16 protein-coding genes are annotated in these 17006 nt (G+C 33.0%); 12 read left to right on the top strand and 4 right to left on the bottom strand.

Going from position 1 to position 17006, the window contains the following annotated elements:
• Positions 1 to 53: 53 nt before the first annotated feature.
• Positions 54 to 440: an ACT domain-containing protein gene (locus tag AC6CH4_RS16205; protein ID WP_498104746.1), complete on the top strand. Its 387-nt coding sequence runs from the start codon at positions 54 to 56 to the stop codon at positions 438 to 440.
• Between the two features lie 234 nt (positions 441 to 674).
• Positions 675 to 1292 (top strand): hypothetical protein, encoded by a 618-nt coding sequence (locus AC6CH4_RS16200; RefSeq protein ID WP_498104744.1) that lies wholly within the window; start codon positions 675 to 677, stop codon positions 1290 to 1292.
• Between the two features lie 48 nt (positions 1293 to 1340).
• On the opposite strand, the gene AC6CH4_RS16195 is transcribed toward AC6CH4_RS16200, so the two are convergent.
• The gene (locus tag AC6CH4_RS16195; protein WP_498104742.1) at positions 1341 to 1904 is read right to left on the bottom strand and encodes a putative outer membrane beta-barrel protein; all 564 of its coding nucleotides are present in this window, start codon (positions 1902 to 1904) and stop codon (positions 1341 to 1343) included.
• Between the two features lie 163 nt (positions 1905 to 2067).
• On the opposite strand from AC6CH4_RS16195, the gene AC6CH4_RS16190 reads away from it, so the two are divergent.
• From AC6CH4_RS16190 to AC6CH4_RS16160, 7 genes are all read left to right on the top strand, one after another.
• Positions 2068 to 2496 carry a GNAT family N-acetyltransferase gene (locus tag AC6CH4_RS16190; protein ID WP_498104740.1) on the top strand — a complete coding sequence of 143 codons (429 nt, stop codon included), beginning with the start codon at positions 2068 to 2070 and terminating at the stop codon, positions 2494 to 2496.
• Between the two features lie 286 nt (positions 2497 to 2782).
• On the top strand, positions 2783 to 3133 hold the full coding sequence (locus AC6CH4_RS16185; protein WP_498104738.1) for a hypothetical protein: 351 nt from the start codon (positions 2783 to 2785) through the stop codon (positions 3131 to 3133).
• Between the two features lie 174 nt (positions 3134 to 3307).
• Positions 3308 to 4390, top strand: a complete 1083-nt coding sequence (locus AC6CH4_RS16180) for an efflux RND transporter periplasmic adaptor subunit (protein ID WP_498104736.1) — start codon at positions 3308 to 3310, stop codon at positions 4388 to 4390.
• Positions 4391 to 4495: 105 nt separating this feature from the next.
• Complete coding sequence (locus AC6CH4_RS16175) at positions 4496 to 7663, top strand: efflux RND transporter permease subunit (RefSeq protein WP_498104734.1); 3168 nt, start codon at positions 4496 to 4498, stop codon at positions 7661 to 7663.
• A complete protein-coding gene (locus AC6CH4_RS16170) occupies positions 7656 to 9095 on the top strand; it encodes a TolC family protein (protein WP_498104732.1) in 1440 nt (479 codons plus the stop codon). Before AC6CH4_RS16175 ends, AC6CH4_RS16170 begins: the two co-directional genes overlap by 8 nt.
• 346 nt (positions 9096 to 9441) lie before the next feature.
• The gene (locus AC6CH4_RS16165) at positions 9442 to 10224 is read left to right on the top strand and encodes a DUF2971 domain-containing protein (protein ID WP_498104730.1); all 783 of its coding nucleotides are present in this window, start codon (positions 9442 to 9444) and stop codon (positions 10222 to 10224) included.
• Between the two features lie 167 nt (positions 10225 to 10391).
• Positions 10392 to 10871, top strand: coding sequence for a hypothetical protein (locus AC6CH4_RS16160; RefSeq protein WP_498104728.1), 480 nt, complete (start codon positions 10392 to 10394; stop codon positions 10869 to 10871).
• 146 nt (positions 10872 to 11017) lie between these two features.
• On the opposite strand, the gene AC6CH4_RS16155 is transcribed toward AC6CH4_RS16160, so the two are convergent.
• From AC6CH4_RS16155 to AC6CH4_RS16145, 3 genes are all read right to left on the bottom strand, one after another.
• On the bottom strand, positions 11018 to 12151 hold the full coding sequence (locus AC6CH4_RS16155) for a nuclear transport factor 2 family protein (RefSeq protein WP_498104726.1): 1134 nt from the start codon (positions 12149 to 12151) through the stop codon (positions 11018 to 11020).
• A 253-nt stretch (positions 12152 to 12404) separates the two neighbouring features.
• Positions 12405 to 13994 (bottom strand): tetratricopeptide repeat-containing sensor histidine kinase, encoded by a 1590-nt coding sequence (locus AC6CH4_RS16150; RefSeq protein ID WP_498104724.1) that lies wholly within the window; start codon positions 13992 to 13994, stop codon positions 12405 to 12407.
• 163 nt (positions 13995 to 14157) lie between these two features.
• The gene (locus AC6CH4_RS16145) at positions 14158 to 14349 is read right to left on the bottom strand and encodes a hypothetical protein (RefSeq protein WP_498104722.1); all 192 of its coding nucleotides are present in this window, start codon (positions 14347 to 14349) and stop codon (positions 14158 to 14160) included.
• A gap of 736 nt (positions 14350 to 15085) precedes the next feature.
• Between AC6CH4_RS16145 and AC6CH4_RS16140 the strand changes: the two genes are divergently transcribed.
• The 3 genes from AC6CH4_RS16140 to AC6CH4_RS16130 all read left to right on the top strand — a co-directional run bounded on the left by AC6CH4_RS16140 (position 15086) and on the right by AC6CH4_RS16130 (position 16958).
• On the top strand, positions 15086 to 15721 hold the full coding sequence (locus AC6CH4_RS16140; RefSeq protein WP_498104720.1) for a hypothetical protein: 636 nt from the start codon (positions 15086 to 15088) through the stop codon (positions 15719 to 15721).
• 341 nt (positions 15722 to 16062) lie between these two features.
• Entirely contained in the window at positions 16063 to 16428 is a 366-nt protein-coding gene (locus tag AC6CH4_RS16135) for a hypothetical protein (protein ID WP_498104718.1), read from the top strand.
• 104 nt (positions 16429 to 16532) lie between these two features.
• Positions 16533 to 16958, top strand: a complete 426-nt coding sequence (locus tag AC6CH4_RS16130; RefSeq protein ID WP_498104716.1) for a hypothetical protein — start codon at positions 16533 to 16535, stop codon at positions 16956 to 16958.
• The last annotated feature ends 48 nt before the right edge of the window (positions 16959 to 17006 follow it).

Genomic DNA, 17006 nt, shown 5'->3' with positions numbered 1-17006 from the left:
TCTTTTTCATTTAGAAAGGCGGTTTTTTAATAATCAACTTAATAAAATTCAAAATGTCTGGAGAAAAAGATTTGCAAATATTGCTAAAGAGCATGAAGCCGGAACATAACTCTGGAGATTATGTTTTTTGTAAAGTCGAAAAATTAGGAAATCTTAATTTGGATGAAGTTGAAATGTTCTTTAAAGAAAAAGAAGCAACAACATTAATTCTTAAAAGAGAAATTGCGGAGAAATTGAATTTAGACTATTCGATGACAATGTCGTGGATAACGCTTTCGGTACATTCTTCTTTGGAAGCTGTCGGATTAACAGCGGCGTTTTCAAAAGCACTTTCAGATAAGGGAATTAGCTGTAATGTTGTGGCAGGATTTTATCATGATCATATTTTTGTTGGTAAAAGTGACACGGAAAAAGCAATGCAGATTTTAAAAGCATTTTAAAATTCAGTTGACATTGTTGTTCGGCATATGTTCTATTCTACTAATTTATTTAAGATAGATTATGTAACTTTTTAAGAATGATTGCGAATAATTCATTGAAATAATCAATAATAAGCTTATTTTTTTTGTTTTAATATGTTAAAAATTAAGTATTCGCAACATAAATGAGGAAAGACGTAAAATAGTTAGGTGCTAACCGTGTATTTTTGCAAAAAATAAAAAATAATAACACAAATGAAAAAGCCCCTAATTTTTCTTGTTCTACTATTCTCCTGTACAATTATTGCTCAGAATGATCCAAAAGTTGCATTTCAAAAAACAAGATATGAATTGGCGGTTTCCTGCTACAAGAAAGCTGATTTTGTAAAAGCACTTGATTTATTTTCTATCGCTTCTAAAATTAAGCCCGAAAACGAATTAGGAAAAGAGTCTATCAAAAAAGTAGATAGCCTAAAAATCATGTTAAGAAAAAGCATCATGGATAAAGTTATCGGAACCTGGAAAATGAATGGCGACAAACCACTTTGGGCTGTAAATGCTGCTAATAATACCAACTCTAAGACAGTAGAAGAATTGGTAGAAATTAATCAAAAACAGATTTTGTTTTATGAATTAGATACTAAAACAAAAGCGAAAAAATTGATCAAGTCTGAAGATTTAGCCTATTACAACAAAGATCAATCCGATGCTTTATTTTCAGCTATTATTCTATCTGATGGAACTATTTGGAATTGTTCATTAAACGAAGATTCAGATATATTGCATGTAATCAATATTGCCAAACAAACGGAAAATGGTGTTGAGAAAATAAAAGCTGATAATTTGGAACGATTTTACAGCAAGGTAAAATAACAAAAAAGGGAATCAAATTGATTCCCTTTTTTATGCTCTATTTTAAGTTTACAAGAATTTAAATCCTACGGAGAAATTAGAGATCCCTGTTTTGACACTTCGTCCGGAAGGGTCAAGATCAGTAACACCGGCCAGGTAGCGATAGTCTACCGTAAATCTCCATAAATCGACTCCGGCACCACCAAGAAAACTGCTGTTGTTTTTCTCAAATGCAATATAATTAAGGCTATTGCTCGCTTTTATATCAGAATAATTTTTCCAGTTGTAGCCAACAAAAACCCTAATGTTTCCTAGTTTTCCTAAGGGAACAATTTTGAAACCTGCAATTAAGGTCGCGTCTGTTCCTCCTAATGTATATTCGGTTTCTCCAATTCCGGTTTGTGAAACACTAAATTTTGAAGATGCATACCCAAATTCTCCCTGACCATAAAAAAGTAATAAATTCACTCTTACAAAACCTGCAAAACCAATGTCGGTACCAGAGCTTTTGGAACTGAAATCATCCGTAATAACCGAAGTTATATTAGAAGAAAATTGAGGTCCAAATTGTATCAATTGTGCAAAGCCATTTACACTAATACATAATAATGCTGCTAAAATGAATTTTTTCATAATTGGATTTATTTGTATTTACATAGCATAAAAATAATTATTATTAATCAGAATAGTATCATATTTTAGAATTTATTTTAATGTATTATTTTGAATATGAGTAAATTAAGAAAACTCTTTGTTTTGATTAAAATGCTTTTAAAGTCCCGTAAATTTGTTTTATATGATAAACAACAATAGCAAAGTGAAAATTGCATCAATTAAAGCTTCAGAAACCTGGGAAATTAGGCATAAAGTAATGTGGCCAGATCAGCCTTTTGAATTTGTTCAGTTGGAAGAGGATAATTCAGGACTACATTTTGGAGTGTTTGATCAGGATAAATTAGTTTCAATTGTTTCTTGTTTTATTGCTGATGATGAAATGCAGTTTAGAAAATTAGCAACACTGGAAAACTATCAGGGAAAGGGAATAGCTTCATTATTGTTAAATCATATTTTGAAACTTGCAAAAGATAAAGGTTTGCGAAAAGTATGGTGTAATGCAAGAACCAATAAAAAGTCATTTTACGAGAAATTTAGCATGACAGATATTGGTAAAACGTTTGTTAAATCAGGTCAGGAATTTTCAATAATGGAAATTTTGCTTTCCTAGTTAAACTATTTTTACGGAATAAAATTGTAGCCGTCAAATATTTGCGATTTTGATTTTATTTGGAAAATCAACCACTTTTGTTAGTAAGTTTTTGTTTACAAAATGATATTTTTATGAGATTTTGCAAGAAATTATTAAGGTTTTATTATAATTTCTGAGTAAAAAAATAATGAAAACGTTTTCGTGTTTTTTTAAATGTTAAAGCTTATAAAATTTTCTTTTTTTGTATAAATACTTTACTTACTTTCGCACCCAAATGAGAAAGTTAATAGTATTTTTAGTGTTTATGAATTTCCTTCTGCTAGGCGGAGGGCAATATCTTAATGCTGAAACGCACCAAAGTTCTCATCACTATCTGGAGAAAAGACATCGCGTTAAATACACTACTCAGGATCAGGGCAGTTCTATCATAGAAGATGCCGATGTAGATCTTGATGAAGAATGTCTTGGTAATGATAATCTTAAAGATAGTTTAAGTAATAAGTTTTTTGCAACAAATTATAGCTTATTAGATGGCTGGTATCTGACAATCTCACGTCAGATCGTTGTGAATTCATTTAATCGTTTTGAAATTTTCGGCTCATCTTGTGGCCAGTCAAATCCTATTTATATTACTCAACGAGTATTAAGAATATGATTTAGAATATACATCAGTCACCTTTGTTGTGATCGTGCATATCTTTTGATGTATATTTTTTCTACTTCTTCTTATATGAAATTTAAGATCTGACTTAGGCTTGCTGATGCATTTTTTCATCTAAAGGAATCACTGCATTCCAAGCATTCAATCGCTTAAATTTCCATTAAAATCATGAAAAGAATTATCGTGTTAACAGGCATGCTTGCCTTGTTGTGCCTAACCAGTTGTACATCAAAAAAAGAAGAAAAAGAAGAAGTTGAAAAATTTACAGTGACAAACCCTGTAAAAATTGACACTTCATTTACCAAAGAGTATGTTTCGCAGATTAAATCTGTACGGAATATCGAACTCCGCGCCCAGGAAAAAGGGTTTCTACAAAACATTTATGTTGATGAAGGCCAGTTTGTAAAAAAGGGCCAGTTGTTGTTTAAAATTATGCCAAACATGTATCAGGCTGAATTGCTTAAGGCTCAGGCGGAACAAAAATCTGTAGAAATTGAATTGCAAAATTCGAAGTTACTGGCAGATAAAAATATCGTTTCTAAAAACGAATTAAGCGTGGCTCAGGCAAAATTGCAATCTGCAAAAGCCGAGGTTGCATTGGCAAAACTTCATTTATCATTTACTGAAATCAGAGCTCCGTTTGACGGAACAATTGATCGTATTCCATTAAAATTAGGAAGTCTTATTGACGAAGGTGAATTGTTAACCAGTCTTTCAGACAACAGCCAAATGTTTGCTTACTTCAATGTATCTGAGCCGGAATATCTTCAATACCAAACGGATGTAAAAGACCGTGCAGAAACTAAAGTGAATTTGCTTTTAGCTAATGGAGAGTCTTTTAAATACAAAGGAAATGTAGAGGTTATCGAAAGTGAATTTAATAATGAAACCGGAAATATTGCTTTCAGAGCGAGATTCCCTAATTCAGAAAAATTGCTAAGAAACGGAGAAACCGGAAAAGTTCAAATGCTTGTTCCTCTTAAAAACGCTATTGTGATTCCGCAAAAAGCTACTTACGAAATTCAGGATAAAAAATATGTTTTTATTGTAGATAAAAACAATAAAGTAAGTTCAAGAGAAATCACCATTACAGGTGAAGTACCTGATTTATATGTAGTAAAAACGGGACTTGCTGAAAATGACAAAATTTTACTTGAAGGAGTTCAGAAAGTAAAAGAGAACGACAAAATTAAATATGAATTCCAATCTCCTCAAACGGTAATCAATCATTTACGCGTAAAAGCGGAGTAAGCAAGTGTTCAGTCGCAGTTTTCAGTTTTCAGCGGATTGTATTGAAACCTGAAACCTGAAACAATTGTAATTTTCGTTTTGGTTTAATCATTAAAAAATAAATAAATGTTTAATAAATTTATACAAAGACCTGTACTGTCGATAGTAATATCGCTGGTTATTGTCTTTTTAGGAATATTATCGGTGATGAATTTACCTATCACCCAGTTTCCTTCCATCTCTCCGCCGATGGTAAATGTTACCGCAGATTATCCTGGATCTAATGGTGAATTGATGATCAAATCGGTTGTTATTCCGTTAGAAAGAGCTTTAAATGGAGTTCCGGGAATGAAATATATGACTTCTGATGCCGGAAATGATGGTGAAGCAAGTATTCAGGTTGTATTTAACTTAGGTACCGATCCTAACCAGGCTGCGATTAACGTGCAGAACCGTGTGGCTTCGGTGACTAATAAACTACCTCCATTAGTAGTAAGAGAGGGAGTAAAGATTACCCGTGAGGTTCCGAGTATGTTGATGTATGTGAATCTTTACAGTACGGATAAAAATACCGACATGAAGTTCTTATACAATTATGCTGATATCAACGTATTATCAGAATTGAAAAGGGTAAATGGAGTTGGTTCCGGAGATATATTAGGAACACGTGAATATGCGATGCGTATTTGGTTAAAACCAGATCGTATGTTAGCTTATAAAATATCTGCTGATGAGGTAATGGAAGCGTTATCAAGTCAGAGTTTGGAGGCATCTCCAGGTAAAACGGGTGAAAGTTCTGGTAAACGTTCTCAGGCATTTGAATATGTATTGAAATATTCAGGGCGTTTTACAAGCAAAGAGCAATATGAGAACATTATAGTAAAATCAAATAGCAACGGGGAACTTTTGCGTTTGAAAGATATTGCTAAAATTGAATTCGGTAGCTCGATGTATGACATTTACTCTAATTTGAATGGAAGACCATCTGCAGCTATTGTATTGAAACAATCTTTTGGAAGTAACGCGAATCAGGTTATTGAAGACGTCAAAGCCAAACTGGAAAAAATCAAACAAAAATTCCCAAAGGGAATGGATTACGAAATCTCTTATGACGTTTCTAAATTCTTAGATGCTTCTATTGAGAAAGTAATTCACACTTTAATCGAAGCTTTTATTTTGGTTGGTTTAGTTGTGTTTCTTTTCTTAGGAGACTGGAGATCTACGGTTATTCCGGCAATTGCTGTACCGGTTTCGTTGGTGGGAACCTTTGTGTTTATGACCTTCTTTGATATTTCATTGAACTTAATTACGTTGTTTGCTCTGGTTTTGGCGATTGGGGTCGTCGTCGATGATGCGATTGTGGTTATTGAAGCAGTTCACGCCAAGATGGAGGAAGAACATCTTTCGCCATTGAAAGCGACTAAAAAAGCGATGCACGAGATTGCAGGAGCAATTGTGGCGATTACATTCTTAATGGCAGCGGTATTTATTCCGGTTGCGTTTATGTCAGGTCCTGTTGGAGTATTTTACAGACAGTTCTCGATTACGATGGCAACGGCGATTATCCTTTCCGGTATTGTGGCTTTGACTCTGACACCGGCACTTTGTGCGATGATGTTAAAAAATAATCACGGTACGCCTAAAAAGAAAACACCTGTAAACAGATTTATAGATGGTTTTAACAACAAGTTTAACCTTGCTCAGGGCAAATACCAAAATGTATTAGCGAAAATCGTAAACAGAAGAGCCGTTACTATTATCGCACTTCTTGGATTTTGTGCCGGAACATGGTTGATTAGTAGCACTGTGCCTTCAGGGTTTATTCCGAATGAGGATCAGGGAATGTTTTATGCTATTATCCAGACACCTCCGGGTTCATCATTAGAAAGAACAAATAATATTGCGGAGAAACTGCAAAAAATAGCCGAAACGGTAGAGGGAGTTAAATCGGTTTCTTCATTGGCAGGTTACGAAATTTTGACGGAAGGTACCGGATCTAACGCCGGAACTTGTTTGATCAACTTGAAAGACTGGAACGATCGTAAACAATCGGTACAGGAAATTATGATTGAACTGGAAGAAAAATCGAAAGATATTCCCGGTGCAAATATCGAATTTTTCCAACCGCCAGCAGTACCAGGATATGGAGCAGCAGGAGGATTTGAACTTCGTTTGCTGGACAAAACAGGTGCAGGTGATTTCAAAAAAGTAGAAGAAGTCAATAAAGAGTTTGTTGAAGAATTGAATAAACGTCCAGAGCTATCTAACGTGTTTAGTTTCTTTAGTGCGAGCTTCCCTCAATATATGATGAAAGTCGACAATGATTTGGCACAACAAAAAGGAGTTTCTATCGAAAATGCGATGAATACCTTGTCAACTCTTGTGGGTAGTAACTACGAAATCAGTTTCATTAAATACGGAATTAACTATAAAGTAATCGTTCAGGCTGCACCAGAATATCGTGCACAGCCAGATGACATTTTGAAATTGTATGTGAAAAATGACCGTGATGAAATGGTTCCTTTTTCTGCCTTTATGAAATTGGAAAAAGTATACGGTCTTTCAGAGATTACGAGACACAATATGTATACCTCAACCGAGATTAGTGGTGGTCCTGCTCCGGGATATAGTTCCGGAACAGCGATTAAAGTAATTCAGGAAGTTGCGGCTAAAAAATTACCGAGAGGATTTGATATTGACTGGGCAGGTATTTCAGCCGATGAGGTTGCACAAGGAAATCAGGCAATTTGGGTATTCCTTATTTGTTTAGGGTTCGTGTACCTGGTATTAGCGGCACAATACGAAAGTTTTATTCTGCCATTATCTGTAATTCTTTCTTTACCAGCAGGTATTTTTGGAGCTTTCCTTTTATTGAAAGTAACAGGATTAGAAAACAATATTTATGCTCAGGTTGCGATGGTAATGCTTATTGGTTTACTAGGTAAAAATGCCGTGTTGATTGTAGAGTTTGCGATACAGCGACATGCTGCCGGTAAAACAGTTCTTGAAGCTGCAATGGAAGGAGCGAAAGCGAGGTTCCGTCCTATTTTGATGACTTCATTTGCTTTTATTGCGGGATTATTACCGCTTGCTTTTGCTTCTGGTCCGGGTAAAATTGGTAACAGAACCATTGGAACAGCAGCTGCGGGAGGTATGCTTATCGGAACTATTTGCGGAGTATTTGTAATTCCGGGATTGTATTACATTTTCGGAAGAATTGCAGAGAAACACAAATTGGTTAAAAATGAAGAAGAGAATCCATTAACTGAAGAAATTGATAACAATCATGTCTAAATTCAAATTATATCAATATAGTGTTGCGGTAGGTTTATGCCTTGCTGTTGCGGGCTGTAAAGCTCCAGCGGCAGAGACGGCAACGACCAGCACACCTGTTCCTGAAGCATTTGGTATTGCAAAAGCTCAGGATACAACCAATACGTCTACTGTAAAATGGAATGAGTTCTTTAAGGATCAAAACCTTGTTGATTTGATTGATGTGGCCCTGAAAAACAATCAGGAGTTAAACATGACGCTACAGGAAATCGAAATAGCAAAAAATGATATTAGGGTTCGCAAAGGCCTTTTATTACCAACTGTCGGAGTACGCGCCGGAGCTGGAGTAGAGAAAGTAGGTAGGTACACCAGCCAAGGGGCTGGTGATGCCACTACAGAAATAAAACCAGGTATTGAAACGCCTGATCCGCTTGGAGATTTTACCATTGCAGCTTATGCAAATTGGGAAGTAGATATCTGGAAAAAACTGCGTAATTCTAAAAAAGCAGCAGTAAACAGATATTTGGCTACAGTTGAAGGGAAGAACTTTGTAGTGACCAATCTTATTGCTGAAATAGCCGATTCTTACTATGAATTATTGGCTTTAGATACTCAATTGGATATTGTAAAACAAACGATCACATTGCAATCCAATGCATTGGAAATTGTAAAAATTCAAAAACAGGCGGCGAGAGCTACAGAATTGGGCGTTAAGAAATTTGAGGCCGAAGTTTTAACTTCAAAAAGTCTGGAGTTTGACATTTTACAACAAATAAAAGAAAATGAGAACAAAATTAATTTCTTGTTAGGACGTTATCCGCAGGAAATTAAAAGAACAAACAGCAACTTCTTAACGTTATTGCCAGCTTCCGTTAGTGCCGGTATGCCATCTCAATTGTTGATGAACCGTCCTGATGTAAAACAGGCAGAATTAGAATTGGTTGCTGCTAAATTGGATGTGAAAGTAGCCCGTGCCGAATTTTATCCGTCACTTGATATTTCTGCAGCGTTTGGGGTTCAGGCTTTCAAACCTTCTTATTTGTTCACCTTCCCGGAATCTATTTTATATTCTTTGGCAGGAGATCTTGCTGCGCCTTTGATCAATAGAAATGCCATTAAAGCCGAGTTTTCAAGTGCCAATGCGAGACAGCTTCAGGCTTTATATAATTATGATAAAACTATTTTAAACGCTTATTTAGAAGTATCTAATCAGCTTTCTAAAATCGATAACCTTCAAAAGAGTTATGATCTAAAATCACAACAGGTTGATGCGTTAAACACTTCGATTGATGTCTCTAATGATTTATTTAAATCGGCCAGAGTGGATTATTTTGAAGTTTTAATGACACAGCGTGACGCATTAGAATCGAAATTAGAACTGATCGATACTAAAAAAGAACAACTCAACGCGGCAGTTCATGTTTACAGAGACTTAGGCGGGGGTTGGAAGTAGGTTACCATTTTAATTAGTTATTAGTAGAGGCCTCTCAGAAGTAAAATTCTGAGAGGTTTTTTTTGGGGAAAGAAGAAAGAATAAAGAGGAAAGAAAATAGATTGATTCGTTTTATGAGAAGTTAAAAGTTCTTATGGAAATGAGTGTTCTGGCTCGGACAGGAATAGGATTCTTTTGAAATGTTATTGTTAATCTATATTAGTTTGTAATTTGGAAAAAGAAAATAATATATTTGAAAGAAAAATATATGTGATTAACATTATACCTATCTGCCTTGATTCGGGTGGCTTTGTATGATTTCATTATACATATATAGAAGTTACCAACTATATTTAAAAAAAAACTCATGGATAAAAAACGAATATTAGAACTACACAGCAAAATGATAGATGATGGTCAAATACCATCAATACTTTATAAACATACTTCGATTTCTAGCAATCTAAAAAAAACACTTAAAGATGCAGAACTTTACTTTGCAGACCCAACGTCATTCAATGACCCTTTTGATTGTCAAATTAACGACCAAACAAAATGGACAGACGAATTAATAAAAGATTATGTCAGTTACACAACAAAATTAACCGGAGAAAAAATAAAACCAGAAGATGTTGTTAAAGCCAACAGACAAAATCCTGGCAGTTTTTCAAAACATTTTACTACAACCTTTAAAAAGACCCTTGCCAAAATTGGAGTAACTTGTTTCTTGCCAAATCCTAAAAATTTATTGTTATGGGCTCACTACTCTTCTTCACATAAAGGAATTTGCTTAAAATTTGACATTACTAAGGACCCTGATTTTTTTTCTTTAACATTTCCAGTAAAATATTCAACGGAATATCCTGTGTTCGACTACTTGACCGAAAGAGAGAAACTTGTAAATAAGGCAGTATTGACAAAATCAGACCATTGGAAATACGAAGGAGAAATAAGAACTCTTCAAAAGACATTTGGTAAATACTCTTTTAAAAAGGAATGTTTAACTGAAATTATTTTTGGTTGCAAATCTGACCCAAAAGAGATAGCAGAGATTCGTCAAATTATTGAAGAAGCTAAATATCCTAATCTAAAATTTAAACAAGTAAAACTAAAGAATGACAAATATGATATTGACATTGTTGATATCTAAAAAATACGGTTGGTAACAACTAGTACAACGAATTTGGACAATAGGTTAAATGAAAAGTTGGTTTTGTATTTGAGATGATTTGGCAAGTTCGATTAATGAGATTAATTTAGTCTCAAATCTAATGTAGTCTCAGAACATTGCACCTAATTTTAAAAACAAAAAAACGAATGAACATATTTCCAAAAAACGATTATACTTTCAAAATAATTGGAGAACAAACAGAAACTCTTGAACGTTTAAAAAGAAGAACTGAACTGTCTGAAAGTTTGACTTCAAAAATAACCGACAAATCATTTCGTGGCATAATTAAAGACAATACGTTTAGGATAATATCCTCAGAAATTGGAAAAGGGGCATTTTGCGTTTTAACAGGCAAAATTGTTAACAAAAATGGACAAGTTGAAGTGGAAATAAATAAAGCCTTCCGAATTTTGCTAAGTGTTTTATTGTGCTTTCCTTTCATAGGTTTAGTTGCTCAATTTTTTTCTAGCAAAGAAGAGTTTTCAATAATCTTTATACTTGTGGCAATACTACAATTATTACTAATTAGATATGTATTTATTGAATTTGCATTCAGGCGATTCTCAAAATCTAGCTTAAGTAAATTGAGTGACGTATTGGACATAGATTGCCTTGAAAAAAACTAAGTACAACAGCTACTAAAATGGATTATCGTAGTAGGACGTTATAAATCATGGAAGTAATTAGTTATCAGTACAAGCCTCCCAGAAATAAAATTCTGGAAGGTTTTTAAATATACTTGAACTTCGGATAATTGTAAAATCATCTGATGCTATAATTGATTATTCGTTTTAGCTTCGTTTATTAATTGTATAATCTTTAAAGCTACATCGCTTGACGATTGAAAATTTTGCCCAGTGACGATTCTTCCATCGGTTTCTACATGTGAGATGTCACCTTTAGAAAACTTAAAATTACCTCCTCTTTCTTCAATTGTCTTTTGAATCAAGAATGGGAAATGCTTAAAATATTCTCCATCTTGTTTTTCAAATGACTCTGGGTAACCACTGATTTTTTTCCCCGCTACTAAATACTTGCCATCATTTGTTTTTAAGTTTACAATTCCTGCAGTTCCGTGACAAACAGAAGAGATAATACCCTTGTTTTCTTCGTATACTTTTAATGCAATAGTTTGAATTTGCTTATTTTCCGGTACATTATACATAGCAGATCCGCCACCAACGTAATAAACAGCTTTATAATTTTTGGAATCAATTTCTTCGGGTTTTTTAGTATTTTTTATAGCGTACATAAAATCCGGATCAAACAAATATTGTTTTTGCAAAGAGTCAGATGTGTTGATATAGGCTAATGGAATACTTCCTCCTTCCGGACTTACAAAATCGACTGTGTATCCAGATATTTTAAAAGTATTGTAGGCGTTTACTATTTCCGCAAAACTATTGCCAGTGGCTATGGTCGATTTGCCATAATAATGGGCATTCGAAACAATAAACAAGATTTGCTGTCCTGATTTATTACTGCTTAAACTGCTTGCCGATTTACTGATTATTTTCCATTCGCCCTGAATCTTTTTGAGTAAAAACAGATCAATAAATTCCATTTTTTTGTCAGGTATTAGTATTTCTGCCTTAGCCGACGCTATGTTGTTATAGAGATCAATAGAAATAATTCTGCCTATGCGACCATTAAATTGCCCCTGCTTGTCATTTTTAAACCATGTTGTGTATTCGCTAATGGGTACAATCCATAAGTCTTTGTCTTTGTGGCTTAAAAATAGATTGGCTTCGGAATAAAATGCTTTTTCGATGTTGTCAGGGTTGTTGTATGAGGTACCATCTAGGTAATTCTGAATACATTTTTTAACAGCCGCCTCTTCTCCTGTTTGTGCCAATAGACAAGTTGGCAAAATTACTAGTGCGATAAAACAGATCATTTTTTTCATAAGCTTTTAGAATTAAATTTTTCACAAAGCTATGATTGGTGGAATTTGAATCGGAATAAATTTATAATTCAGGACTCCTGATTTATAAATTAGGACAAAGGAAGAAGTTTTTACGGTGTTTACAGGTGTTGTTCTGGTAACTTTTTTATCGTTATGAAATCTGATTTTTGTATGGGAAAATTAGTGGTGAGTTGTCAAATTTGGGATTAAGTTTAAGATTTGGAATTTGGAATTTGAGATTTGGGAATTTTCGTTATTTCGATATGGCTATTTTTGCTTTAAACCCTTTATCAGGTTCTGTATCAAAATCAAAAGTTCCTTTAACAGCCTCAATACGGCTTTCCATGTTTAGAAGACCATTTTTTATCATCTTAGTTTTTTCGCACCCGATACCATTATCAGTATAGTGTATTAAAATAGATTTGTGATCATTTTCAAATTTTATAAGAACTAGACTTGCTTTACTGTGTTTCTTCATATTCACCATTAATTCCTGTAAAATTCGACTAATGGTAATCTTTTTTGTTTCATCAATAATTTCCCAGTTGATATCTTCTAAATTGTTCACAATAATATTTCTTTCGTTGGTATCATAAGCCAAAAGCATTTCTTTTATGCTGTTGGTAAAGTCTACTCCCGTCTCAATTCTATTGTTTTCTTTTGAAATTCCTCTCACACGTCCGTAAATATCATCTAATTTTTGGAGTAGATTTTCTTTGGTACTTTCCGTTGATAAGGGCTGAGATTCGGCAAAGGCAATTACATGATAGACATCGTTTGCTAATTCATCGTGGATTTTTTTAGCAATTCGGGTTTCGGTGTTATATGAAGTTTTAAATTCTATGGTTTTGCTTTTGTTTTTATAGTAACGAATTAAAATGGCTATTAAAATGGTTAAAAAAACAAGAACGATTGCAAATACAATTCGAAGATACTTGGCTCTTTGAAGTGATAATAGGTTTTCTGCTTTTTCTAAACGAAGTTTTGCATTTTCGTCTTTTTCTTTTTTTGCATCGTATTTAATCTTCGCAAACTTATTTTTAAAGTTATTTCTAATCTTAATAATGCTGTCGTTTAGTGTAAAATACTTTTGTACGTATTTGTTATGATCTGCACTGTGATTATTCGAAATTATGATTTGTAGTGCTTCTAATCTTTCGTCAACACTATTTAGTTTTGTAGCAACATTGTATGCTGTAAAAGCATTTTTATCTGATTTTTGAATGTCCTTTTTAGCATAATAATCAGCCAGGTGCAGATAACTTTCAATACTTCCATAAGTATCCTTGATTTCATTTCTTATTTGTAGTGCTTTATTCATTAAAGAGAATCCTTTTTCATGCATTCCATTTTTAAAGTAAGCATAACCCAAATTATCTTGCATTCTCGATAAAGATTCGTCTGACCTCTTTAATTTTTTATTTAAAATAGATTCTAGAAGTATAATGGCTTTATCGTATTTTTTTTGTTGGATATAGATTGGTGCAATATTACATAAGGGAATTTGTTTATCTATAGGATCTGTTACTTGATTTGATGCTTTCTTATAATAAAGAATAGCGTCGTTATAAAGAGAAAGTTCTTTGTCTGCAATCCCTAACCTATTGTTAATATTACTTAAATACTCTTTTTTATTTTTAACATAAGGTAATGCTTCGGTCACTGTTTCCTTACTCCCATAGTAGTCTCCATTGACTTGTTGGATAGCGGCCATTTGAACAAGTATATAGCCAATATTAGCACTGTCTTTTAATGTTTCATAAAGCTGCTTTGATTTATTAAACTGGTAAAAAGCAGTATTAAAGTTTTGTTTATCAATATTTTCAATTGCTTTATTTCGCAAAGTAGACGCCTCTTTTCGGATAGGATCAATATTAATAGTGACAGGCTTTTTTTCCTGACAGGAAAAAAAGAAAAGAAGAATAATAAAATAAAAAAACGGGGGCCGTAACATATAAATTTACTTTCCCCGAAAATAGTAATTAATTAAATACTAAAAATATATATTATTGATCAGTTGGAGGTGGTGGAGGTGGTGGTTTAGGACCGTCATCACCAGGACCATCAGCCTGAGTTGATTTTGAGTGATCAATAATTTTCTCTGTTTTCTTTTTTGGCTGAGTTTCGTATTCGTCAGCAGTACAAGAAAATATGGTAAATATTAACGCAAAGGCGATTAAAAGTAATAGTTTTTTCATTTTAATTTAATTTAGAAATTAGACATGAGTATGGCCGTCCGGAGTATATCTGGAGCTTGTTAATGGCAATACCAAATTGACTTTTTGGGAAGTAAACTGTGTAGAACTATAAGACGTTATTTATACTTCCCGAATAAACCCGGTCTTACGTTTTCCACACTGTTTATTTGAACTAGTTTTATATTTTGTTAAATCTGCAGATAAAACGTGAACTAATTTCTATGGCAAAGTAAAGGCGCTTTGAAGCCTTTGTAGATAAGGGATTCCCGGAATTCCCGCGTTTTCCTGAGATTCCCAGGAAATCCTTAAAACAAAATAGAATGGACAATAAATTTAGGTTTGTTAGAACATGTTACCTGAATGTAAAATCAACCTGGGCTTTATTATAATAGATGCAAAAAATCATAAAAAGGTTGTCGTGGACTATTAAAAAATAGATGAAATTGCTGTCCAGAGTTTATCCGGAGCTTGTTTATGGCAATACCAAATTGATTTTTGGGAAGTAAATTGTGTAGAACTGTAAGAAGTTATTTATACTTCCCGAATAAATTCGTTCTTACGGTTTTCCACACTGTTAATTTGAACTAGTTTTCTATTTTTGTTAAATCTGCAGATAAAACGTGAACTAATTTCTATGGTAAAGTAAAGGCGCTTTTAAGCCATTGTAAATAGGGAATTCCCAGAATTCCCGCGTTTCCTGAGATTCCCAAAAAATGCTAAAACAAAAAAAGATATCATGCACAGTCATACTTTAGAAGAATATAAAAAAGCGATTAAAATTAAATATGAGACAGAAAAAGAAGGAGAGTACTTTGATTACTTGTATAGCCCTTCTCGTGGTAAACTCCGCGATTTGTGCTGGCTTATTTTTGAGAATAACCCAACTCAGGATGATTTAAATGTTTTCAGAAATTTATTTTGTTTAGATTTTGATCATACCAAAAAGAATAAGTTTAAGGAACAAAAAGATAAGTTCAGGCCTATTGAAACCTTTTTTAAAGGTGAAACAGATCCATTGAATATTGATGCAATAAATCTGGCGGCAGTCATAGTTGATTTTCAACCGCGCCCTTTTAAAAAGTTTGATAAAAAATGTAGAATTGAAGAAGCAAAACAGATTGAAATTGCTGATAAAGCAAATGCAGTTGTTGAAATTGAGGAGAAAATCATAGTGGTAGAGCGTTTAGTGAAAAATGAAAATGAAGAGTCGAAAGAACATCCTGAAAAAGGAAATACTTTTTTTAATCTTGCGTCTATATTTTCTAAAAAAATAGGTCAGAAACTATATCCGAGAAAAATAATTACGATAGGAATTGGAGCTGTCGCTTTGGTGTCTTCTGCGCTTTTATATTTTGTGCAGAAAAAAGATTAGAAAGCAAAGTTTCTAAATGGAAGTGGGAAGCATTTCGAAAAATAAAATGCAGGAAAGAATAAATTTTGGAGTAGAAAAAGTTTGTTTTTTGGCATATAGTATCTGTTTATTTATATAATAAAGATAAGCAAAATAAACCAATAAACCTAGTAAATATACGGGAAATGACGTTTTTTTTTGCTCTAAATACGTATTTTTTTGGAATTTTTTGACTGTAGATTAATGATTTTTAAAGACGATAAAAACTCGCTTTTTTATAGATAATTGACTTGTAATAAAATTATTTATATTTATAAAACATTACAATAGATTTTGATGTCTGTTAACTAAAAACATCTTTTATGAAAAAGCTCCTAACACTATTAATTGTTTTCTGTATTTTCGGTTGTAAAAAATATGTTGTCTCGTTTGAACAGCCAACGAATATGAAACTTGATAATTTAAAACTGGAAGTACTTCTGGATAAAAAGAAAGTTCAGGAAATTAACCTTAAAGCAACAAATGCAATGCCTTCGTATGAAACAGTAGCATTGTCAACATCAGGTGAGGGAAAACATCTGCTTCAGGTTAAAGTAAAAGATACGATCTTTAGTTATGATATAAAGTATCCCGAAGAAAGATATATTCTTTTGACAGCGCACTTAAAAGAGAATGGCAAGATTCATATTGGCATTTTAAAACAGCAATATAAATTTAGATTTCAGTGAGAGATGATTTATTTCAAATATAAAGAAACATATAGGTGTTAAACAGTTTAAATAAAAACCAACTTTACATAGTAATATCAATATCTACTGTATTATTCGTTATTTTGAATTTTATAATAGGACCAACTTCTGTTTTTGGACTTGCTGAATTTATACAAAACAAAACAGGATACTTTTTTGTAATTGATATAAATACTCTTGATTATTTTTTAATTTCATCAATTTCATTTATAGGAATACTAATAAAATCTAAAAGAAAAATAAATAGTTTGACAGAAATATTAAAAGTTGACTTTACTATATTATTAAGTTGTATTGGAACTTTTAGTATTGGATTATGCTTATTAATTACGAAAATAGGAAGCCCAAGTGAAAATCCGTTAATTCCAGAATATTTGCGTGTTGAACCATTTAAAGAATACTCTTCATTTTTAATTGCTTTAGGAATTATTTTAACCTTTTTAGTGGTTAAAAATGATGTCAAAGAAACGGAAAACAGAATTGAGGAAATTGGTATGGAAAATGAATAAAACCGAACGTGCAACAACTTCTAGAATACATGACAAGAATAATATTTG

The organism is Flavobacterium sp. GQ95, from assembly GCF_059758655.1.
This window is presented reverse-complemented; position numbering and strand designations above follow the sequence as displayed.

Coding starts and splice junctions, on each gene's coding strand:
- AC6CH4_RS16200 (WP_498104744.1), top strand. CDS start 675: ATGAAAAAGCCCCTAATTTTTCTTGTTCTACTATTCTCCTGTACAATT.
- AC6CH4_RS16155 (WP_498104726.1), bottom strand. CDS start 12,151: ATGAAAAAAATGATCTGTTTTATCGCACTAGTAATTTTGCCAACTTGT.
- AC6CH4_RS16140 (WP_498104720.1), top strand. CDS start 15,086: ATGCACAGTCATACTTTAGAAGAATATAAAAAAGCGATTAAAATTAAA.
- AC6CH4_RS16175 (WP_498104734.1), top strand. CDS start 4,496: ATGTTTAATAAATTTATACAAAGACCTGTACTGTCGATAGTAATATCG.
- AC6CH4_RS16135 (WP_498104718.1), top strand. CDS start 16,063: ATGAAAAAGCTCCTAACACTATTAATTGTTTTCTGTATTTTCGGTTGT.
- AC6CH4_RS16195 (WP_498104742.1), bottom strand. CDS start 1,904: ATGAAAAAATTCATTTTAGCAGCATTATTATGTATTAGTGTAAATGGC.
- AC6CH4_RS16170 (WP_498104732.1), top strand. CDS start 7,656: ATGTCTAAATTCAAATTATATCAATATAGTGTTGCGGTAGGTTTATGC.
- AC6CH4_RS16160 (WP_498104728.1), top strand. CDS start 10,392: ATGAACATATTTCCAAAAAACGATTATACTTTCAAAATAATTGGAGAA.
- AC6CH4_RS16165 (WP_498104730.1), top strand. CDS start 9,442: ATGGATAAAAAACGAATATTAGAACTACACAGCAAAATGATAGATGAT.
- AC6CH4_RS16185 (WP_498104738.1), top strand. CDS start 2,783: ATGAATTTCCTTCTGCTAGGCGGAGGGCAATATCTTAATGCTGAAACG.
- AC6CH4_RS16180 (WP_498104736.1), top strand. CDS start 3,308: ATGAAAAGAATTATCGTGTTAACAGGCATGCTTGCCTTGTTGTGCCTA.
- AC6CH4_RS16205 (WP_498104746.1), top strand. CDS start 54: ATGTCTGGAGAAAAAGATTTGCAAATATTGCTAAAGAGCATGAAGCCG.
- AC6CH4_RS16145 (WP_498104722.1), bottom strand. CDS start 14,349: ATGAAAAAACTATTACTTTTAATCGCCTTTGCGTTAATATTTACCATA.
- AC6CH4_RS16190 (WP_498104740.1), top strand. CDS start 2,068: ATGATAAACAACAATAGCAAAGTGAAAATTGCATCAATTAAAGCTTCA.